Annotated in this window: 22 protein-coding genes; 16 read left to right on the top strand and 6 right to left on the bottom strand. The window is 66.3% G+C overall.

The genetic code is table 11. From position 1 onward, the window contains the following. Window positions 1–62 precede the first annotated feature (62 nt). The 4 genes from lipA to AC07XP_RS17655 are packed head-to-tail and all read right to left on the bottom strand — an operon-like array spanning window position 63 to window position 2,926. Window positions 63–1,046, bottom strand: coding sequence for a lipoyl synthase (gene lipA, locus AC07XP_RS17670; protein ID WP_307696703.1), 984 nt, complete (start codon window positions 1,044–1,046; stop codon window positions 63–65). Between the two features lie 7 nt (window positions 1,047–1,053). Beyond that, window positions 1,054–1,731 (bottom strand): lipoyl(octanoyl) transferase LipB, encoded by a 678-nt coding sequence (lipB, locus tag AC07XP_RS17665; protein ID WP_062480168.1) that lies wholly within the window; start codon window positions 1,729–1,731, stop codon window positions 1,054–1,056. Next, entirely contained in the window at window positions 1,728–2,036 is a 309-nt protein-coding gene (locus tag AC07XP_RS17660) for a YbeD family protein (protein WP_070063793.1), read from the bottom strand. The genes lipB and AC07XP_RS17660 overlap by 4 nt, the downstream gene beginning before the upstream one ends. Next, window positions 2,033–2,926 carry a D-amino acid aminotransferase gene (locus AC07XP_RS17655; RefSeq protein WP_495265398.1) on the bottom strand — a complete coding sequence of 298 codons (894 nt, stop codon included), beginning with the start codon at window positions 2,924–2,926 and terminating at the stop codon, window positions 2,033–2,035. Before AC07XP_RS17655 ends, AC07XP_RS17660 begins: the two co-directional genes overlap by 4 nt. Before the next feature lie 137 nt (window positions 2,927–3,063). Here AC07XP_RS17655 and AC07XP_RS17650 point away from each other — a divergent pair, with 137 nt between their 5' ends. The 16 genes from AC07XP_RS17650 (at window position 3,064) to AC07XP_RS17575 (ending at window position 17,760) form a co-directional block, all read left to right on the top strand. Continuing rightward, window positions 3,064–3,534, top strand: a complete 471-nt coding sequence (locus tag AC07XP_RS17650; protein ID WP_056576477.1) for an ATP synthase subunit I — start codon at window positions 3,064–3,066, stop codon at window positions 3,532–3,534. Window positions 3,535–3,560: 26 nt separating this feature from the next. Continuing rightward, on the top strand, window positions 3,561–4,439 hold the full coding sequence (gene atpB, locus AC07XP_RS17645; protein ID WP_095747009.1) for a F0F1 ATP synthase subunit A: 879 nt from the start codon (window positions 3,561–3,563) through the stop codon (window positions 4,437–4,439). 49 nt (window positions 4,440–4,488) lie between these two features. Then, complete coding sequence (gene atpE / locus AC07XP_RS17640; protein ID WP_056576471.1) at window positions 4,489–4,758, top strand: F0F1 ATP synthase subunit C; 270 nt, start codon at window positions 4,489–4,491, stop codon at window positions 4,756–4,758. A gap of 33 nt (window positions 4,759–4,791) precedes the next feature. Further along, window positions 4,792–5,262 (top strand): F0F1 ATP synthase subunit B, encoded by a 471-nt coding sequence (locus tag AC07XP_RS17635; protein ID WP_062480176.1) that lies wholly within the window; start codon window positions 4,792–4,794, stop codon window positions 5,260–5,262. Window positions 5,263–5,269: 7 nt separating this feature from the next. Further along, window positions 5,270–5,800 carry a F0F1 ATP synthase subunit delta gene (locus tag AC07XP_RS17630; RefSeq protein ID WP_062480178.1) on the top strand — a complete coding sequence of 177 codons (531 nt, stop codon included), beginning with the start codon at window positions 5,270–5,272 and terminating at the stop codon, window positions 5,798–5,800. A 47-nt stretch (window positions 5,801–5,847) separates the two neighbouring features. Beyond that, window positions 5,848–7,461, top strand: coding sequence for a F0F1 ATP synthase subunit alpha (gene atpA / locus AC07XP_RS17625; RefSeq protein WP_062480180.1), 1,614 nt, complete (start codon window positions 5,848–5,850; stop codon window positions 7,459–7,461). Window positions 7,462–7,494: 33 nt separating this feature from the next. Continuing rightward, complete coding sequence (gene atpG, locus AC07XP_RS17620) at window positions 7,495–8,370, top strand: F0F1 ATP synthase subunit gamma (RefSeq protein ID WP_062480182.1); 876 nt, start codon at window positions 7,495–7,497, stop codon at window positions 8,368–8,370. Between the two features lie 43 nt (window positions 8,371–8,413). Next, a complete protein-coding gene (gene atpD / locus AC07XP_RS17615) occupies window positions 8,414–9,829 on the top strand; it encodes a F0F1 ATP synthase subunit beta (protein WP_062480184.1) in 1,416 nt (471 codons plus the stop codon). Between the two features lie 18 nt (window positions 9,830–9,847). Beyond that, entirely contained in the window at window positions 9,848–10,267 is a 420-nt protein-coding gene (locus AC07XP_RS17610) for a F0F1 ATP synthase subunit epsilon (protein ID WP_489062057.1), read from the top strand. Window positions 10,268–10,516: 249 nt separating this feature from the next. Then, window positions 10,517–11,686, top strand: a complete 1,170-nt coding sequence (locus AC07XP_RS17605) for an ROK family protein (RefSeq protein ID WP_139705568.1) — start codon at window positions 10,517–10,519, stop codon at window positions 11,684–11,686. Then, window positions 11,683–13,218, top strand: a complete 1,536-nt coding sequence (locus AC07XP_RS17600; protein ID WP_495265397.1) for a sugar ABC transporter ATP-binding protein — start codon at window positions 11,683–11,685, stop codon at window positions 13,216–13,218. Before AC07XP_RS17605 ends, AC07XP_RS17600 begins: the two co-directional genes overlap by 4 nt. Further along, complete coding sequence (locus AC07XP_RS17595; protein ID WP_495265396.1) at window positions 13,184–14,224, top strand: ABC transporter permease; 1,041 nt, start codon at window positions 13,184–13,186, stop codon at window positions 14,222–14,224. The genes AC07XP_RS17600 and AC07XP_RS17595 overlap by 35 nt, the downstream gene beginning before the upstream one ends. Window positions 14,225–14,275: 51 nt before the next feature. Beyond that, window positions 14,276–15,241: a substrate-binding domain-containing protein gene (locus AC07XP_RS17590; protein ID WP_139705524.1), complete on the top strand. Its 966-nt coding sequence runs from the start codon at window positions 14,276–14,278 to the stop codon at window positions 15,239–15,241. Between the two features lie 37 nt (window positions 15,242–15,278). Continuing rightward, window positions 15,279–16,409, top strand: a complete 1,131-nt coding sequence (locus AC07XP_RS17585; protein ID WP_495265432.1) for a Gfo/Idh/MocA family protein — start codon at window positions 15,279–15,281, stop codon at window positions 16,407–16,409. Between the two features lie 52 nt (window positions 16,410–16,461). Next, on the top strand, window positions 16,462–17,166 hold the full coding sequence (locus AC07XP_RS17580; protein ID WP_495265395.1) for a phosphatase PAP2 family protein: 705 nt from the start codon (window positions 16,462–16,464) through the stop codon (window positions 17,164–17,166). Window positions 17,167–17,235: 69 nt separating this feature from the next. Beyond that, a complete protein-coding gene (locus AC07XP_RS17575) occupies window positions 17,236–17,760 on the top strand; it encodes a DUF3617 domain-containing protein (protein ID WP_495265394.1) in 525 nt (174 codons plus the stop codon). A gap of 18 nt (window positions 17,761–17,778) precedes the next feature. Here AC07XP_RS17575 and trxC read toward each other — a convergent pair whose 3' ends face one another. Both trxC and AC07XP_RS17565 read right to left on the bottom strand, forming a co-directional pair. Continuing rightward, on the bottom strand, window positions 17,779–18,228 hold the full coding sequence (trxC, locus tag AC07XP_RS17570) for a thioredoxin TrxC (RefSeq protein WP_495265393.1): 450 nt from the start codon (window positions 18,226–18,228) through the stop codon (window positions 17,779–17,781). Window positions 18,229–18,289: 61 nt separating this feature from the next. Beyond that, entirely contained in the window at window positions 18,290–18,820 is a 531-nt protein-coding gene (locus AC07XP_RS17565; RefSeq protein ID WP_495265392.1) for a TPM domain-containing protein, read from the bottom strand. Between the last annotated feature and the right edge of the window lie 77 nt (window positions 18,821–18,897).

Genomic DNA, 18,897 nt, shown 5'->3' with positions numbered 1-18,897 from the left:
GGAGAAGGGGGAGAAAAGGGGTGCGCCGACACCCGCGCAGGGCGGGCGGCCGGGCGGTGCCGTCAGACGCCGGCGGCGTGCGCCTGCTGGTCGGCGTGGTAGCTGGAGCGCACCATCGCGCCCACGGCCGCGTGGCTGAAGCCCATCTTGTAGGCCTCTTCCTCGAACATCTTGAAGGTGTCGGGGTGCACGTAGCGGCGCACCGGCAGGTGCGAGCCCGACGGCGACAGGTACTGGCCGATGGTCAGCATGTCGATGTCGTGGGCGCGCATGTCGCGCATCACCTGCAGGATCTCTTCGTCGGTTTCGCCCAGGCCGACCATGATGCCGCTCTTGGTCGGCACGTTGGGGTGCAGCGCCTTGAACTTCTTCAGCAGGTTCAGGCTGAACTGGTAGTCGCTGCCCGGGCGCGCTTCCTTGTACAGGCGCGGCGCGGTTTCCAGGTTGTGGTTCATCACGTCGGGCGGCGCGGCCTTGAGGATTTCCAGCGCGCGGTCGTCGCGGCCGCGGAAGTCGGGCACCAGGATTTCGATCTGCGTCATCGGCGAGAGCTCGCGGATGTTGGCGATGCAATCGACGAAGTGCTGGCTGCCGCCGTCGCGCAGGTCGTCGCGGTCGACGCTGGTGATCACCACGTACTTCAGGCGCAGCTTGGCGATGGTCTTGGCCAGGTTGAGCGGCTCGTCCTTGTCCAGCGGATCGGGGCGGCCATGGCCCACGTCGCAGAACGGGCAGCGGCGCGTGCACTTGTCGCCCATGATCATGAAGGTGGCCGTGCCGTTGCCGAAGCATTCGCCGATGTTCGGGCACGAGGCTTCTTCGCAGACCGTGTGCAGGTTGCTTTCGCGCAGGATCTGCTTGATCTCGTAGAAGCGCGTGGTGGGGCTGCCGGCCTTGACGCGGATCCATTCCGGCTTCTTGAGCACTTCGCCGGTCTGCACCACCTTGACGGGGATGCGCGAGAGCTTGGCCGCGGCCTTCTGCTTGGCCAGCGGGTTGTAGGTTTCGGCGCTCTGGGCGTCGCGGACGACTTCGGTGGTGCTCATTGGTGTGTCAAGGAGCCAGGAAAGCCCCGAGCTTCTGGCTCAGCACTTTGGCGGCTTCTTCCCATGTGGTTTGGACGCCGATTGTAGAAAGGTCGACCGTTTGCAGCCCCGCGTAGCCGCAAGGGTTGATGCGCGAGAAGGGTTCGAGGTCCATCGCGACATTGAGCGACACACCGTGGTAAGTGGCGTGGCGGCTCACCTTGATGCCCAGCGCGGCGATCTTGCCCAGGCCCCGGAACGGGTCGGCGCCGGGCATCGGGCCGGTGAGGGCGGCGTGCGAGAACGGGTCGTCCAGGCGCACGTAGATGCCGGGCGCGCCCGCCACGCGGTGGCCCGTCACGCCGAAGTGGGCGAGCGTGCGCAGCACCGATTCCTCGATGCGGTAGACGTATTCCTTGACGTAGTAGCCCGCGCGCCGCAGGTCGATGAGCGGGTAGGCCACCACCTGGCCGGGGCCGTGGAAGGTGACCTGCCCGCCTCGGTCGGTCTGCACGACCGGGATCGGGCCGGGGGCCAGGATGTGGTCGGTCTTGCCCGCCAGCCCCTGCGTGAACACAGGGTCGTGCTCGCAGATCCATAGCGCGTCGGGCGTCTCGGGCGTGCGCTCCTGCGTGAAGCGCTGCATCGCCGCGTAGGTGGCGAGGTAGTCGGCCCGGCCGAGCCACTGCGCTTCGAGGGGCGTCAAAGAACGACTTTCACCATCGGGTGCGCGGACAGGGCGCGGTAGAGGTCGTCGAGCTGCTCGCGACTGGTGGCGGTGACGGTGATGGTCACGCCCAGGTAGTTGCCGGCCTTGCTGTCGCGCAGCTCGACCGTGGTGGCGTCGAAGGCCGGGTCGAAGCGCTCGGCGATCTGCGTGATGGCGTGCACGAAGCCGTCGACCTTCGCGCCCATCACCTTGATGGGGAACTGCGAGGGGTACTCGATCAGCGATTCCTTGCGCGGATCGGGGATCGATGCGGTGTCGGTAGGGGTCGTTGTGTCGGTCATGCGGTGGCTCCTGGCGCGTCGGCGTTGCGTTGCTTGGCCTGTTGGTAGGCGGCATACAAGCTCTGGTAGATGGGGCCGGGATGGCCATTGCCAATGGCCTGGCCATCGAGTGTGACAACGGGCAACACTTCCTTGGTGGCCGAGGACAGCAGCAGCTCGTCGGCGCCGAACACCTCGTCGCGCGACACGCGCCGCAGCGCGAAGGGAATGCCGCTGTCCTGGCACAGGCGCTCGAGCAGGCCGTAGCGGATGCCGGTCAGCACGAGGTTGTCCTTGGGTGGGCCGATGAGCGTGCCGTCCTTCACGATCCACACGTTGCTCGACGAGGCCTCGCTGAGCCATTCGCCGCGGAACATCACGGTCTCGGTGGCGCCGGCCTCGACGCTGATCTGCCGCGCGAGCACTGCGCCCAGCAGGCTGGTGCTCTTGATGTGGGCCTTCTGCCAGCGGAAGTCATCGGCCGTGACGCAGGCCACGCCCTTGGCGCGCACCGCATCGGCCACCGGCGGCAGGGGGTTCACCATCGCGAACACGGTGGGGCGCAGGCCGCGCACCATGACGTGGTCGCGTGGTGCCACGCCGCGCGAGACCTGGAAGTAGATCGCCTGCGGTGCCTTGCCCTGCGGCGCGGCAAGCCGCGTGGCGATGGCGCGCCATTCGTCGCGGGTGTAGGGGTTGTCGATCTGCAGCTCGGCCAGCGAGCGCTCGAGGCGCGCGATGTGTTCATCGAAGCAGAAGGGCACGCCGAAGTAGACGGGGATCACTTCGTAGATGCCGTCGCCGAAGATGAAGCCGCGGTCGAGAACGCTGATCTTCGCGTCGCGCAGAGGGGTGAATTCGCCGTTGAGAAAGCACGGCGTGTCGGGCAGTGCCGAGGTGATGTCTTGCATCCGCAAATTATGGGCGGACGCCACACTCGGTGCAGAACTGTCGACGAAGTGTCACGTTATGGCGGGACCCCGCTAGGTTTTACTTATAATCAATGGCTTTGTAAAATTCTCCGGGGACAAACACGGGGTGCATTCGAATGACAACCAACGCCCCTGTCCCTGAGGTTGACGCCGAAGAATCCGATTTCAAGCCACTGACGGCCGAAGAGGCCCAGAAGTTGCGCGAGCAAAACCCCGAGCTGTCACCCTGGTGGGTGATCGCAGCCCAAGTGGCTGCAGGCGTGGTGGTAGCTTGCCTGGCGTGGATCTGGACGGCGCGATCCGAGGCTGCAATCTCGGCGTTTTACGGAGCCATGACAGTAGCGATCCCCGCGGCCTTGTTTGTCCGCGGTGTCCGGCGCAAACCGGGCATGCCGTCGCAGGCTGTCATGTTGAGGTTTTTTGTGTGGGAGATGATCAAGATCGCGCTGACCGTTGCCTTGCTGGCCGCGGCGCCGTGGCTGATCGGGGGGCTCGTCTGGCTGGCCATGGTGGCTGGCGTGGTGGTCGCCATGAAGATGTACTGGGTGGCACTGCTGGTGCGGCCCAAATTTTTGAACCGGATTTGACTGTTTTGGAAGAGAGACGCTGAAAGATGGCCGCCGAAGGACACGCCCCGACCGCGAGTGAATACATCGTTCACCACCTCCAGCACTGGCAAGTCGACTGGAGCCTCAAGCCCGTCGTTCAATCCGCCATTGTTGACTTCAACGTCATCAACCTCGACTCGGTGCTCTACGCGCTGATCATCGGCGCATTGGGCTGCTTCGTGCTGTGGCTGGCTGCCCGCAAGGCAACGCCCGGCGTGCCCGGCCGTTTCCAGGCGGCGGTCGAGATCCTGGTCGAGATGGTCGACAACCAGGCCAAGGCCAATGTGCACAACGCCGCCAGCCGCAAGTTCATCGCCCCGCTGGCGCTCACCGTGTTCGTCTGGATCTTCCTGCTGAACGCGATGGACATGCTGCCGGTCGACCTGCTGCCGGCCATCTGGACCCAGGTCTACTCGGCGCTGGGCCACGATCCGCACCACGCCTACATGCGTGCCGTGCCGACCGCAGACCTCTCGACCACGCTCGGTCTTTCGACTTCCGTGCTGCTCCTGTGCCTCTTCTACAGCGTCAAGGTCAAGGGCCTGGGCGGCTGGGGCCACGAGCTGATCACCGCGCCCTTCGGTGCCCACCCTCTGCTGTGGCCCGTCAACCTGCTGATGCAGGTCATCGAGTACCTGGCCAAGACGGTCTCGCACGGCATGCGGTTGTTCGGCAACATGTATGCGGGCGAGCTCGTCTTCATGCTCATCGCCCTCATGGGCGGTGCCATGGCGGCCTCGTTCTCCGGTGTGTTGCTGCCCATCGGGCACATCATTGCCGGCACTGTCTGGGCGATCTTCCACATCCTGGTGATCACGCTGCAGGCTTTCATCTTCATGATGCTGACCCTGATCTATCTGGGCCAGGCGCATGAGGCGCATTGAGTTTCCCTTTTTCTTTTCGTTTGCTTTAAATCTGTTCTAAGGAGTCATCATGGAAAACATTCTCGGTCTCGTCGCTCTCGCTTGTGGTCTGATCGTCGGTCTCGGCGCCATCGGTGCTTCCATCGGCATCGCGCTGATGGGTGGCAAGTTCCTGGAATCGTCGGCCCGTCAACCTGAGCTCATGAACGACCTGCAGACCAAGATGTTCATCTTGGCTGGTCTGATCGACGCGGCCTTCCTGATCGGCGTGGCCATCGCCCTGCTGTTCGCCTTCGCCAACCCGTTCGCCGCGACCCTGCTGGCCAACTTGCCCAAGTAAGCCGGTTCAACGCCACTCCAGAAAGGTGTTGCCGTGAGTATCAACGCGACCCTGTTCGTTCAGGCCATCGTCTTCCTGCTGCTGGTGCTGTTCACGATGAAATTCGTGTGGCCGCCCATCGCGAAGGCTTTGGATGAACGCGCACAAAAGATCGCTGCGGGCCTGGCGGCCGCCGAGAAGGCCAAGGCTGAACTCGCTTCCGCCAACCAGCGCGTCGAGCAGGAACTGGTTCAGTCTCGCAACGAGACCACCAGCCGCCTGGCCGATGCCGAGCGCCGCGCCCAGCAGATCATCGAAGAGGCCAAGGGCCGTGCAACGGTGGAGGCCAACAAGATCGTGGCCGACGCGCACGCCGAAGCCGAACAGCAGTCCGTGCGTGCCCGTGAAGCCCTGCGTGAGCAGGTTGCTGCGCTGGCCGTCAAGGGTGCCGAGCAGATTCTCCGCAAGGAAGTCAACGCCGGTGTCCACGCCGACCTGCTCCAGCGCCTGAAGACCGAGCTCTGAGGACGATATGGCCGAACTTGCGACCATTGCCCGCCCCTACGCGGACGCGCTCTTCGGGGCTACTTCGAGCGACCTCGAAGGCACGGCCGGATGGATCGGCCAGCTGGCCGCCATCACTGCCGATCCGCAGCTCCTGCAGTTCGCTGCCGACCCGAAGGTGTCGCCGGAACAGATCTTCGATCTGATCTCCGGTCTGCTGCCGCAAGCCTTGCCGGACACCGGCAAGAACTTCCTGCGCACGGTGATCGACAACGGCCGGCTTGCTGCATTGCCTGAAGTCGCGGCCCAATACCGCGAGCTCAAGAACGCCAAGGGCGGCACGGCCGACGCGGTGATCTACAGCGCCTTCCCGATCGACGCGGCGAGTCTCGCCGAGGTCGCCGTGGCACTGCAGCGCCGTTTCGGTCGCCCGCTGAACACGCGTGTGGAATCCGATCCTTCGCTGATCGGCGGCATCCGTGTGGTGGTGGGGGACGAAGTCCTCGACACCTCCGTCAAGGCGCGTCTCGAACAAATGAAAGCAGCGCTCACCGCCTGAGGCGGCGAGCCGCGGTTGGCCCTATTTATTGAAAGAAGGAAAGAGTCATGCAACTCAATCCCGCAGAAATTTCCGAACTGATCAAGAGCCGCATCGAAGGCCTTGGCGTCAGCGCCGACATCCGCAACCAGGGCACCGTGGTCTCGGTGACCGACGGCATCGTGCGCGTGCACGGCCTGTCGGACGCGATGCAAGGCGAAATGCTGGAATTCCCGCCCACGGCTGACGGCACGCCGTCGTTCGGCCTGGCGCTGAACCTCGAGCGCGACTCGGTCGGCGCCGTGATTCTGGGCGAGTACGAGCACATCTCCGAAGGCGACACCGTCAAGTGCACGGGCCGCATCCTGGAAGTGCCCGTGGGCCCCGAGCTCATCGGCCGCGTGGTGAATGCACTGGGCCAGCCGATCGACGGCAAGGGTCCGATCAACGCCAAGATGACCGACGTGATCGAAAAGGTCGCTCCCGGCGTGATCGCACGGAAGTCCGTCGACCAGCCGATGCAGACCGGCCTGAAGTCGATCGACTCGATGGTGCCCGTCGGCCGTGGCCAGCGCGAGCTGATCATCGGCGACCGCCAGACCGGCAAGACGGCCGTGGCGATCGACGCGATCATCAACCAGAAGGGTCAGAACATGACCTGCGTCTACGTTGCGATCGGCCAGAAGGCTTCGTCGATCAAGAACGTGGTGCGCTCGCTGGAACAAGCCGGCGCGATGGACTACACCATCGTGGTGGCCGCATCGGCTTCCGAATCGGCTGCCATGCAGTACGTGTCGGCCTACTCGGGCTGCACGATGGGCGAGTACTTCCGCGACCGCGGCCAGGACGCCCTGATCGTCTATGACGACCTGTCCAAGCAAGCCGTGGCCTACCGTCAGGTGTCGCTGCTGCTGCGCCGCCCGCCAGGCCGCGAAGCCTACCCCGGCGACGTGTTCTATCTCCACAGCCGTCTGCTCGAGCGCGCAGCCCGCGTGAACGCCGACTACGTCGAAGCCTTCACCAAGGGTGAAGTCAAGGGCAAGACCGGTTCGCTGACCGCACTGCCGATCATCGAAACGCAAGCCGGCGACGTGTCCGCCTTCGTTCCGACCAACGTGATCTCGATCACCGACGGCCAGATCTTCCTGGAAACCAGCCTGTTCAACGCCGGCATCCGTCCCGCCATCAACGCCGGTATCTCGGTGTCGCGCGTGGGTTCGTCGGCGCAGACCAACCTGATCAAGAACCAGTCGGGCGGTATCCGTACCGACCTGGCCCAGTACCGTGAACTGGCCGCGTTCGCGCAGTTCGCTTCCGACCTCGACGAAGCGACCCGCAAGCAACTCGACCGCGGTGCGCGCGTGACGGAACTGCTCAAGCAGACCCAGTACAGCCCGCTGCCGATCTCGCTGATGAATGCCACGCTGTTCGCAGTGAACAAGGGCTTCATGGACGACATCGACGTCAAGAAGGTGCTCCCGTTCGAACACGGCTTCCACCAGCTGCTGAAGACGAGCCACGCCGCCCTGCTCGAAACCATGGAAAAGCATGGTGCCAAGTGGGACGTCAAGCCGGCCAAGCCGGACGACAGCGCGGAAAAGCAGGCCTTCAAGAAGGTGTGCCAGGACGCCGAAGCCGAACTGCTGGCAGCAGCCACCTCGTTCAAGAAGTCGTTCGCCTGAGCGACCTTTTGACCGACGCAAGAAGGAGCTCATATGGCAGCTGGTAAGGAAATCCGCGGCAAGATCAAATCGGTGGAGAACACCAAGAAGATCACCAAGGCCATGGAAATGGTCTCGGTTTCCAAGATGCGCAAGGCGCAAGAGCGCATGCGTGCCGCACGCCCCTACAGCGAGAAGATCCGCAACATCGCGGCGAACCTTGGCAAGGCGAATCCCGAGTACACGCACGCCTTCATGAAGAAGAACGACGCCAAGGCGATCGGCTTCATCATCGTGACGAGCGACAAGGGCCTGTGCGGTGGCTTGAACACCAACCTGCTGCGCGCCGTGACGGCCAAGCTGCGCGAAGCGCAGTCGGCCGGCGTGGCGATCGAGTCGGTCGCCATCGGCAGCAAGGGCCTGGGCTTCCTGAACCGCATCGGTGCCCGCGTGGTGGCGCACGTCACCCACCTGGGTGACACGCCGCATCTGGACAAGCTCATCGGCCCGGTCAAGACGCTGCTGGACGCTTACGCGGAAGGCAAGCTCTCGGCCGTGTACCTGTGCTACACGAAGTTCATCAACACGATCAAGCAGGAGCCGCTCGTCGAGCAGCTGCTGCCGCTGGCCGCTGACTCGCTGCAAGTCGAGGAAGGCCAGCACTCGTGGGACTACATCTACGAGCCCGATGCGCAAAGCGTGATCGACGAGCTGCTGGTCCGCTATGTGGAGTCGCTGGTCTACCAGGGCGTGGCAGAAAACATGGCGTCCGAGCATTCGGCGCGGATGGTGGCCATGAAGGCTGCCACCGACAACGCAGGCAACGTGATCAGCGAGCTGAAGCTGGTCTACAACAAGACCCGCCAGGCCGGCATCACCAAGGAGCTCTCGGAAATCGTTTCGGGCGCTGCGGCGGCCGCCGGTGTCTGAGCCCTTCGGACCTCAACAGATTTAAATTTTTATCGGAGCAGACATGGCTCAAGCAGAAGCAGTTCAAGGCAAGATCGTTCAGTGTATTGGCGCTGTGGTCGACGTGGAATTCCCGCGCGACAAGATGCCCAAGATCTACGACGCCCTCAAGTTCGAAGGCAGCGCACTGACGCTCGAAGTCCAGCAGCAGCTCGGCGACGGCGTGGTCCGCACGATTGCGCTGGGTTCTTCCGACGGCCTGCGCCGCGGCCTGATCGTGACCAACACGCAAGCCCCCATCACCGTGCCCGTGGGCAAGGCGACGCTGGGCCGCATCATGGACGTGCTGGGCGCGCCCATCGACGAGCGCGGTCCGGTCGACCAGACGCTGACCGCCTCCATCCACCGCAAGGCTCCCGCGTACGACGAACTGTCGCCGTCGCAAGACCTGCTGGAAACCGGCATCAAGGTGATCGACCTGGTGTGCCCGTTCGCCAAGGGCGGCAAGGTGGGCCTGTTCGGTGGTGCCGGCGTGGGCAAGACCGTGAACATGATGGAACTCATCAACAACATCGCCAAGGCTCACTCGGGTCTGTCGGTGTTCGCTGGTGTGGGTGAACGTACCCGTGAAGGCAACGACTTCTATCACGAGATGGCCGACTCCGGCGTCGTGAACCTCGAGAAGCTCGAAGACTCCAAGGTCGCCATGGTCTACGGCCAGATGAACGAGCCCCCGGGCAACCGTCTGCGCGTGGCCCTGACCGGCCTGACCATCGCCGAGTCGTTCCGCGACGAAGGCCGTGACGTGCTGTTCTTCGTGGACAACATCTACCGCTACACGCTGGCCGGTACCGAAGTGTCGGCACTGCTGGGCCGTATGCCTTCCGCCGTGGGCTACCAGCCGACGCTGGCCGAGGAAATGGGCCGTCTGCAAGAGCGGATCACGTCGACCAAGGTCGGCTCGATCACCTCGATCCAGGCCGTGTACGTCCCTGCCGACGACTTGACCGACCCGTCGCCCGCCACCACCTTCGCCCACTTGGACTCGACCGTGGTGCTGTCGCGTGACATCGCTTCGCTCGGTATCTACCCCGCCGTGGACCCGCTGGACTCGACCTCGCGCCAGCTCGACCCGAACGTGGTCGGCGAAGAGCACTACAACGTGGCCCGCGCCGTGCAAGGCACGCTGCAGCGCTACAAGGAACTGCGCGACATCATCGCGATTCTGGGCATGGACGAACTGGCGCCCGACGACAAGCTCGCCGTGGCCCGCGCCCGCAAGATCCAGCGTTTCCTGTCGCAGCCGTTCCACGTGGCCGAAGTGTTCACGGGTTCGCCGGGCAAGTACGTGCCGCTGTCGGAAACCATCCGCGGCTTCAAGATGATCGTGAACGGCGAAGCCGACCACCTGCCGGAACAAGCGTTCTACATGGTCGGCACCATCGACGAAGCGTTCGAAAAAGCCAAGAAGGTCGCCTAAGGCGGCATAGGAACTCAGATGGCCAACACCATTCACGTCGATGTGGTCAGCGCGGAAGAGTCGATCTTCTCGGGCGAAGCCACGTTCGTCGCGCTGCCCGGTGAAGCCGGTGAGCTCGGCATCTATCCGCGTCACACGCCACTGATCACGCGCATCCGCCCGGGTGCCGTGCGCATCGAAACGGCCGACGGCGGCGAAGAGTTCGTCTTCGTGGCCGGCGGCATTCTCGAAGTGCAGCCCGACGCCGTCACCGTGCTGTCCGACACCGCGATCCGCGGCAAGGACCTCGACGACGAGAAGGCCAACCACGCCAAGGCGGCCGCCGAGGAAGCGCTGAAGAACGCGAAGAGCGATATCGACATCGCGATGGCGCAGTCGGAACTGGCCGTGATGGCTGCGCAGATCGCTGCGCTGCGCAAGTACCGCCAAAAGAAGTAATCAAAGCCGCTGCCCTCGGGCAGAAGCCAAGAGAAAGCCGCCTCCGGGCGGCTTTTTTTCGTCCGCCCGAGCCAGGACGAAGGTGAATTCGGTCTGAAATAGGTCGAAGTTCAGCCTTGCCCGGCTGAAGATGCCCTCCTAGTATTCGCCTTCGCCCGGCGACCGGTGCTTTTTTTGACCGGCGCCTTTCCTACAAGAAGAGCGGAGACAACACGCGTGGCACCCTGGAGCGGCATCACGACCGACGAAATGCGGTTGCTGGAATCGACCTTCTGGTCGGCCGGCGGCTCGCGCCATGCCATGGCCGAGCAACTGGGCTTCTCCAAGAGCAAGGCCAACGCACTCATCGCCGGCCTGGTCGACCAGGGCCTGCTGGCCGAGGCCGGCCTGCAGCGCTCCTCGGGCGGTCGCCGCGCCGAAAACCTCCAGCTCAATGCCGAACTCGGCGTGCTCGTCGGCATCGACATCGGCGCCACCAGCCTGGACGTTGCAGTGCTGCGCCCCGACCTCACGGTGCTGGCCCAGCACGAAGAAGCGGCCGACGTGCGCGAAGGCCCGGCCGTGGTGCTGGCGCGCGTGCGGGTGCTGATGCGCGAACTGCTGGCCCGCTGCGGGCAGGGCCCACGGAACGTGCTGGGCATCGGCATCGGCGTGCCCGGCCCCGTCAACTTCGAGATCGGCCAGCTCGTGAACCCGCCGCTCATGCCGGCCTGGGACAGCTTCTCGATCCGCGACTACCTGCGCGAAGACTACGCGGCGCCGGTGTTCGTCGACAACGACGTCAACCTGATGGCGCTCGGCGAGCTGTGGCGGCTGCGGCGCTCGCTCTCCAATTTCCTCGTCATCAAGATCGGCACCGGCATCGGCTGCGGCATCGTCTGCCACGGCGAGGTGTACCGCGGCGCGGCCGGCTCGGCCGGCGACGTGGGTCACATCTGCGTCGACCAGGAAGGCCCGCGCTGCCATTGCGGCAACCTGGGTTGCGTCGAGGCGATGGCGGCGGGCCCTGCGATCACGCGCATGGCGATGCAGGCGGCCGAAGCCGGTGAAAGCGCGACGCTCGCCGAATGCCTGCGCACGCGCGGGCGCATCGATGCCTTCGACGTGGGCCAGGCCAGCCGCGGCGGCGACCCGGCGGCCAACGCCATCATCCAGCGCGCCGGCAGCCTGATCGGGCAGATGCTCGCGTCGGTCGTCAACTTCTTCAATCCCTCGCACGTGTTCATCGGCGGCGGCATCACGCGCATCGGGCCGCTGTTTCTTGCTGCGGTGCGCCAGAGCGTGTACCAGCGCTCGCTCGCGCTGTCGACGCGACATCTCGAGATTCAATACACGCCGTTGGGCACGCAGGGCGGCCTCGTCGGCGCGGGCGTGCTGGCGATGCAGGAAACGCTCAAGGCCCGCGGAGTGGCGCCATGACGAACGCCGTGGAAACCAAGGGCAGCGTGGCCGTCGAGTTCGACGGCGTGGTGAAGGCCTTCGGTCCCGTGCAGGTGCTGCATGGCGTGAGCTTTGCGCTCGCGCCGGGGCGCGTGTACGGCCTGCTGGGCGAGAACGGCGCGGGCAAATCCACGTTGATGAAGATCTTGTCGGGCTACGAGTCGCTGACCAGCGGCACCTTGCGCATCAACGGTCAGCCGCAAAGCTTCACGAGCTCGCGCGATGCCGAGGCGCTGGGCATCGTGCTGATCCACCAGGAGTTCAACCTCGCAGAAGACCTCAGCGTGGCGCAGAACATCTTCCTCGGGCACGAGAAGAAAAGAGGCTGGCTGCTCGACGACGCCGCGATGGAGCGCGATGCCGCCGCCGCGCTCGCCGCCGTCGGCCTGGCCATCGACCCGCGCACCAAGGTGCGCCGCCTCATCGTCGCCGAGAAGCAGCTCGTCGAGATCGCGAAGGCCATCGCCCGCCGCGCGCGCCTGCTCGTCATGGACGAGCCCACCGCCACGCTCACGCCCGGCGAGACCGAGCGCCTGTTCAAGCTCATCGCGCAGCTGCGTGCCGATGGCGTGACCATCGTCTACATCTCGCACAAGCTCGACGAGGTGGAGCAGGTCACCGACGAGGTGATCGTGATGCGCGACGGCCGCTTCGTGGCGCGCGCACCGACGCCCGAGGTCTCGCGCCAGCAGATGGCCAATCTCATGGTGGGCCGCGAGCTCGCCGACCTGTACCCGCCGCGCGACCTCGTCGTGGCCGCCGACAAGCCCGCCCTGCGCGTGCGCAATTTCAGCGTGCCCGGCTGGGCGCAGGACGCGAGCTTCGAGGTGCGCCCCGGCGAGATCCTCGGCTTCGCGGGCCTCGTCGGCGCGGGCCGCACTGAACTCTTCGAAGGCCTGCTTGGGCTGCGCCCCGCCAGCGGCACGGTCGAGATGCGCGGCGAGCCCGTGCCGCACGGCAAGGGCTGGCGCAACCCGCGCGATGCCGCGAAACACGGCCTCACCTACCTCAGCGAAGACCGCAAGGGCAAGGGCCTGCACGTGCACTTCGGCCTGCGCCAGAACCTCACGCTGATGGCGCTGGAGCGCTACGCGCAGCCCTGGCTGAAGCCCGACGCGGAACGCGCGGCGCTCGGCGAGGCGGTGAAGGACTACGGCATCCGCACCGGCTCGCTCGACGTGCGGGCCTCGTCGCTGTCGGGCGGCAACCAGCAGAAGCTCGCGCTCGCCAAGGTGCTGCAGCCGCAGCCCAAGGTGGTGGTGCTCGACGAGCCCACGCGCGGCGTGGACATCGGCGCCAAGCGCGACATCTATTTCCTGATCCAGCGACTCGCCCGCGAAGGCCTCGCGGTGATCGTCGTCTCGTCCGAGCTGATGGAACTGATTGGCCTGTGCCACCGCGTCGCGGTGATGCGCGCGGGCCGGCTCGTTGCCACGCTGGACGCGACCCACCTGACTGAAGAGGAGCTCATCGCTCATGCCACCGGAACCGCAGACACCCACGCAGCCTGACGCCGCTCAGCAGCCGCAGCAGCAGCCACACCGCAGCGAAGGCACGCCGCGCTGGACCGAGCGCCTGCACGGCCTCGGCCCGGTCATCGGCCTCGTGCTGCTGTGCATCGCGGGCACGCTGCTCAACGGCGACTTCGCCACCGTCGACAACGCGATGAACGTGCTCACGCGCACCGCCTTCATCGGCATCATCGCGGTGGGCATGTGCTTCGTGATCATCTCGGGCGGCATCGACCTGTCGGTGGGCTCGATGGCCGCGCTCATCGCGGGCAGCGTGATCATGTTCATCAACTGGGCCGGCCCGGCCTCGGGCTCGCCGCTGATGGCGGTGATGATGGGCGCGGTGCTCGCCGTGGTGCTCGGCGCGCTGTTCGGCCTGGCGCACGGCCTGCTCATCACCAAGGGGCGCATCGAGCCCTTCATCGTGACGCTGGGCACGCTGGGCATCTTCCGCGCGTACCTCACGTACTTTGCCGACGGCGGCGCGCTCACGCTCGACAACGAGCTGTCCGATCTCTACGCGCCCGTGTACTACGCGAGCCTCGCGGGCATCCCCGTGCCGGTGTGGGTGTTCGTGATCGTCGCGGTCATCGGCGGCGTCATCCTGAACCGCACCGCCTATGGGCGTTACGTGCAGGCCATCGGTTCCAACGAGCAGGTGGCGCGCTACGCGGCCGTGGACGTCGACCGCGTGAAGATCCTCACCTACGTGCTGCTCGGTGTGTGCGTGGGCATTGCGACGCTGTTGTACGTGCCGCGCCTGGGCTCGGCCTCGCCGACCACCGGCCTGCTGTGGGAGCTCGAAGCCATTGCCGCGGTGATCGTCGGCGGCACCGCGTTGAAGGGCGGCGCGGGCAGCATCACCGGCACGGTGGTGGGCGCGATCCTGCTCTCGGTCATCAGCAACATCCTGAACCTCACCAGCATCATCAGCGTGTACCTCAACGCAGCCGTCCAGGGCTTCGTGATCATCGTCGTCGCGTTCCTGCAGCGTGGACGCCGCTAGTTTTTCGTTGTTCGTTCGTTCCGTTCCACCACCAAAAAGGAGACATCCAGCATGACGACTTTCACCCGACGCCTCGCGCTCACGGCGGTTGCCACCGCAGCGTTCGCCGCCAGCCTGCCCGCGCTTGCCGCGGACAAGGTCAACCTCGGCGTGTCGATTCCCGCGGCCACGCACAGCTTCATGGGCGGCATCAACTACTGGGCCAACCAGGCGAAGAAGGACCTCGAGAAGCAGCACAAGGACCTGAAGATCACGATCAAGACCGCAGCCAACGCGCCCGAGCAGGCCAACCAGCTGCAAGACCTGTCGACGGTCACCAAGATCAACGCACTCGTCGTGTTCCCGTTCGAATCGGCGGCGCTTACCAAGCCGGTCGCGCAGGTCAAGGCCAAGGGCGCGTACGTCACCGTGGTCGACCGCGGCCTGACCGACACCAGCGCGCAGGACGCGTACGTGGCCGGCGACAACACGGCCTTCGGCAAGATCCCGGCCGAGTACATCGTCAAGCAGCTCGGCGGCAAGGGCAATGTGGTGGCGCTGCGCGGCATCGCGACCACGCTCGACAACGAGCGCATGGACGCCTTCAACGCGGTGCTCAAGGGCAGCCCCGACATCAAGCTGCTCGATGCCAAGTATGCCAACTGGAACCGCGACGACGCCTTCAAGGTCACGCAGGATTACCTGACGCGCTTCAAGAGCATCGACGCCATCTGGGCCGCCGACGACGACATGGCCGTGGGCGTGCTCAAGGCCATCTCGCAGGCCAAGCGCGACGACATCAAGATCGTGTTCGGCGGCGCCGGCGCCAAGGACATGGTCAAGACCATCATGGACGGCAAGGACAAGCGCATCACGGCCGACGTGAGCTACTCGCCCAAGTTCATCTACGACGCGATCAAGCTCACGGCCGAGGCACGCCTGAAGGGCGAGAAGCTGCCGGCGACCACGATCATTCCGTCGGTGTTGATCACCAAAGAAAACGCCAAGGATTTCTACCATCCCAATTCGCCGTTCTAAGGTGACCGAGATCGCTTCACGTCCCCTGCGCTGCGCCATGGTCGGCGGCGGTCGCGACGCCTTCATCGGCGCCGTGCACCGCAAGGCCATGGCGCTCGACGGCCAGATCGCGCTGGTCGCCGGCGCGCTGTCGTCGAGCCCGGACAAGGCGCGCGCCTCGGGCCGCGACCTCGGCCTGGCCGACGACCGCAACCACGGCGACTGGCAGGCGCTGCTGGCCGACGAGCTGAAGCGCCCGGCCGATGAGCGCATCGACTTCGTCTCGATCGTCACGCCCAACCACGTGCACTACCCGGTGGCGCAGGCCTTCGCCGAGGCGGGCTTCCATGTGGTGTGCGACAAGCCGCTGGTGCACACGCGCGCGCAGGCCGATGCGCTGGTCGCCACCATGGCGAAGCAGGGCACGGTGTTCGGCGTGACCTACAACTACACCGGCTACCCGATGGTGCGGCAGGCGCGCGAGATGGTGCGCACGGGCCAGATCGGCGAGGTCCGCAAGGTCGTCGTCGAATACAACCAGGGCTGGCTCGCCAGCCACGTGGAAGCCGCGGGCGGCAACAAGCAGGCCGACTGGCGCACCGACCCCGCGCGCAGCGGCGCGGCGGGCGCCATCGGCGACATCGGCTCGCATGCCGAGAACCTCGTGGCCACCGTCACCGGCCTGGAGATCGAGAGCCTGTGCGCCGACCTCGGCGCGCTGGTGCCGGGCCGCCTGCTCGACGACGACGGCAGCCTGCTGCTGCGCTTCCAGGGCGGTGCGCGCGGCGTGCTGGTGGCCTCGCAGATCAACACCGGGCTGGAGAACGACCTGCGCCTGCGCGTCTCCGGCACGCTGGGCACGCTCGAATGGCGCCAGGAGCAGCCGAGCCAGCTCGTGCACCTGCCGCACGACGGGCCCCGGCGCGTGCTCACGCGCGGCGCGCCCTGGCTGTGCGAGTCGGCGCGGCGCGCGAGCCGCCTGCCTGCCGGTCATCCCGAAGGCTTCATCGAGGCGTTCGCGAATGTCTATGCGGGCGTGGCGGCGGACATCCGCGCGCGGCTCGCGGGGCAGGTGGCCGATCCGCTGGCGGCGGACTATCCGCGCGTGGAAGACGGGGCGCGCGGCGTGCGCTTCATCGAGCGCACGGTGGCGTCGGCTGGAAGCGAATTAAAGTGGACGCCCTGGTAGCCGCGCACGGGCCTCGTTGAAACGAGGCGAGGCCGCGGCACCAGCGGCCGCCATGACGCACTCTCCTTCTTCTTTCGACGCCCCTTCGCCTCAGCCTTCATGGCCGCGCGCCCTCTGGCAGCGCTGCCGGACGCTGTGGCTGCTCAAGCTGGCCGGCAACACCGTCGCCACGCTGGGCTTCTTTCCGCTGTACTTCTGGGTCATGCACCATGCCGGGCCGGCGTGGGTGCTGCCGCTCACGACCGTCGACCGGCTGATCGCATTCTGGCCGGCGATGCTGCCGGTGTACCTCACGCTGTGGGCCTACATCGCGCTGCCGGTGCTGCTGGCGAAGGACCGGCGCGAGCTGAACACCATCGCCATCGGCTGCGCGGTGATGACAGCGATCGCATTGGCCGTGTTCTGGTGGATGCCGACGGCGATCCCGAACTTCGCGATCGATGCGGCGCCGGGCTCGTCGCTGCACTTCCTCAAGACCTTCGATGCGGCGGGCAACGCCTTTCCATCGCTGCATGTGTCGTTCTCGGTGTTCGCCTGCATGGTGCTGGCACGGCAACTGCGCGAAGCCGGCGCGCCGGGCTGGCTGCGGCTGTTCAACCTCGCGTGGGCGGTGGCCATCGTGTACTCGACGATGGCGGTGCGCCAGCATGTGCTGATCGACGTGCTGGGCGGCCTCGGGCTGGGCCTGGCGCTGGGCTTCGCGTTGCGCGAGCGGCCCTCGGCCGCCCTGGCACCTGTCGCGGCGCGGGCGGCGTAGACCGATCGCGGTATTCCGCCGCGCGGGCGCCGACGGTACAAAGCGGCATCGCCGTCCACCGAGCCCGCCATGACCTTCCGCCTGCTCTCCCTCGCTGCCGCCGCCTGTCTTCTCGCCGGCCCCGCGCTGGCCATCGACTACCCGGCGCGCAAGCCGGGCCTGTGGGAAATCCAGACCGGCGAGGGCGGCGCGGCCACGGCCAAGGCGCCGGGACAGACGATCCAGCAGTGCATCGACGCGGCCACCGACAAGGCGATGCGCGAGATGGGCCAGGGCATGGGCAAGGACATGTGCGCCAAGCAGGACCTGCGCCTCGAAGGTGTGAAGCTGGTCATCGACTCGGTCTGCAAGATCGGCCCGACCACCGCGACCTCGCGTGCCGTGATGAGCGGCGACTTCAGCAGCGCCTACCGCGTCGAAAGCAAGTCGACCTACAGCCCGCCGCTGATGGGCCGCACCGAAGGCACGAGCGTCGTCGACGCCAAGTGGGTCGGCCCCTGCAAGCCGGGCCAGAAGCCGGGCGACATGGTCATGGGCAACGGCATGAAGATGAACATGCTCGACGCGATGGCGAAGATGCCGCCGCGCAAGTGAGTGCGGCCGGCGGTCGGATCAGCCCGCGCCGTTCGCCTTGACCCAGCGCACGATGTCGGCCGCGCCCATCGCGCCGGCCTGCCGCGCGACCTCGCGGCCGCCCTTGAACAGCGCCAGCGTCGGGATGCTGCGGATGTTGAAGCGCGCGCCCAGCGCCTGCATCGCCTCGGTGTCGACCTTGGCCAGCCGCACCTGCGGTTCGAGCTGGGCCGCCGCCTGCTCGTAGGCTGGCGCCATCTGGCGGCACGGGCCGCACCAGGGCGCCCAGAAATCGACCAGCACCGGGATCTCGTTGCGCGCGATGTGGCGATCGAAGGTGGCCACGTCGGGCAGTGCGGTGGAGTGGCCGGTGAACAGCGGGCGGTGGCAGCTGCCGCAGTCGGGCGCGCTGCCCAGTTGCGCCGTGCGCACGCGGTTGGTCGTGTGGCAGTGCGGGCAGACGATGTGCAGCGATTCGGATTCGGTCATGTCCGAAAAATAGGGGCCGCGTGCGCGGATTGCAAGGCGCAGGCGCCGAGGGCGCCGGGCCTCAGAGCACCACAGGCGCGTCGGGCAGCTCGTTGGTGTCGGGCTGGTTCTCGGCCAGCGGGAAGTGGGTCATCAGTAGCGCCGACACCTCTTCCAGCGCCAGCGTGATGCCGTCCTCGAAGCGGCCTTCGCGGAAGGCCGTGCCCATGCGCTGCGTCATCGCGGCCCATTCGGCGCTGTCCACATGCGCGTCGATGCCGCGGTCGGCCACGATCTCGATGGCGTGCTCGGCCAGCAGCAGGTAGATCAGCACGCCGTTGTTGTGCGCGGTGTCCCACACGCGCAGCTTGCCGAACAGCGTCACGGCGCGTTCCCGGGGCGGCGCGTGGCGCCACAGGTAGGACATCGGCAGGCCGGCCTCGACGCAGATGCGGATCTCGCCGCTGTGGCGGCGTTCGCTCGCGGCCACGCGGCCGGCCAGGCGCTGCATCGCGTCGGCCGGCAGCACGCGGCGCACCGCGGCTTCGTCGGTCCAGCGATGCCGCCAGATGCGGCCCAGCTTCGAGAAGAGCGTGGGGTCTGCAGTTGCCATGAGGTTCACCAGTCTCCCGACGCGCCGCCGCCGCCGAAATTGCCACCACCGCCGGAACTGAATCCGCCGCCACCACC

This window comes from Variovorax sp. GW531-E2 (assembly GCF_059423125.1).
Note: the sequence above shows the minus strand (reverse complement) of the source record. Positions and strands in the feature narration are given on the sequence as shown.

What these genes read in the sequence shown, in the direction of transcription:
- lipA (WP_307696703.1), bottom strand. Translation starts at nt 1,046, where the DNA reads ATGAGCACCACCGAAGTCGTCCGCGACGCCCAGAGCGCCGAAACCTAC.
- AC07XP_RS17660 (WP_070063793.1), bottom strand. Translation starts at nt 2,036, where the DNA reads ATGACCGACACAACGACCCCTACCGACACCGCATCGATCCCCGATCCG.
- AC07XP_RS17655 (WP_495265398.1), bottom strand. Translation starts at nt 2,926, where the DNA reads ATGCAAGACATCACCTCGGCACTGCCCGACACGCCGTGCTTTCTCAAC.
- AC07XP_RS17650 (WP_056576477.1), top strand. Translation starts at nt 3,064, where the DNA reads ATGACAACCAACGCCCCTGTCCCTGAGGTTGACGCCGAAGAATCCGAT.
- atpB (WP_095747009.1), top strand. Translation starts at nt 3,561, where the DNA reads ATGGCCGCCGAAGGACACGCCCCGACCGCGAGTGAATACATCGTTCAC.
- atpE (WP_056576471.1), top strand. Translation starts at nt 4,489, where the DNA reads ATGGAAAACATTCTCGGTCTCGTCGCTCTCGCTTGTGGTCTGATCGTC.
- AC07XP_RS17630 (WP_062480178.1), top strand. Translation starts at nt 5,270, where the DNA reads ATGGCCGAACTTGCGACCATTGCCCGCCCCTACGCGGACGCGCTCTTC.
- atpA (WP_062480180.1), top strand. Translation starts at nt 5,848, where the DNA reads ATGCAACTCAATCCCGCAGAAATTTCCGAACTGATCAAGAGCCGCATC.
- atpG (WP_062480182.1), top strand. Translation starts at nt 7,495, where the DNA reads ATGGCAGCTGGTAAGGAAATCCGCGGCAAGATCAAATCGGTGGAGAAC.
- atpD (WP_062480184.1), top strand. Translation starts at nt 8,414, where the DNA reads ATGGCTCAAGCAGAAGCAGTTCAAGGCAAGATCGTTCAGTGTATTGGC.
- AC07XP_RS17610 (WP_489062057.1), top strand. Translation starts at nt 9,848, where the DNA reads ATGGCCAACACCATTCACGTCGATGTGGTCAGCGCGGAAGAGTCGATC.
- AC07XP_RS17605 (WP_139705568.1), top strand. Translation starts at nt 10,517, where the DNA reads ATGCGGTTGCTGGAATCGACCTTCTGGTCGGCCGGCGGCTCGCGCCAT.
- AC07XP_RS17600 (WP_495265397.1), top strand. Translation starts at nt 11,683, where the DNA reads ATGACGAACGCCGTGGAAACCAAGGGCAGCGTGGCCGTCGAGTTCGAC.
- AC07XP_RS17595 (WP_495265396.1), top strand. Translation starts at nt 13,184, where the DNA reads ATGCCACCGGAACCGCAGACACCCACGCAGCCTGACGCCGCTCAGCAG.
- AC07XP_RS17590 (WP_139705524.1), top strand. Translation starts at nt 14,276, where the DNA reads ATGACGACTTTCACCCGACGCCTCGCGCTCACGGCGGTTGCCACCGCA.
- AC07XP_RS17585 (WP_495265432.1), top strand. Translation starts at nt 15,279, where the DNA reads ATGGTCGGCGGCGGTCGCGACGCCTTCATCGGCGCCGTGCACCGCAAG.
- AC07XP_RS17580 (WP_495265395.1), top strand. Translation starts at nt 16,462, where the DNA reads ATGACGCACTCTCCTTCTTCTTTCGACGCCCCTTCGCCTCAGCCTTCA.
- AC07XP_RS17575 (WP_495265394.1), top strand. Translation starts at nt 17,236, where the DNA reads ATGACCTTCCGCCTGCTCTCCCTCGCTGCCGCCGCCTGTCTTCTCGCC.
- trxC (WP_495265393.1), bottom strand. Translation starts at nt 18,228, where the DNA reads ATGACCGAATCCGAATCGCTGCACATCGTCTGCCCGCACTGCCACACG.
- AC07XP_RS17565 (WP_495265392.1), bottom strand. Translation starts at nt 18,820, where the DNA reads ATGGCAACTGCAGACCCCACGCTCTTCTCGAAGCTGGGCCGCATCTGG.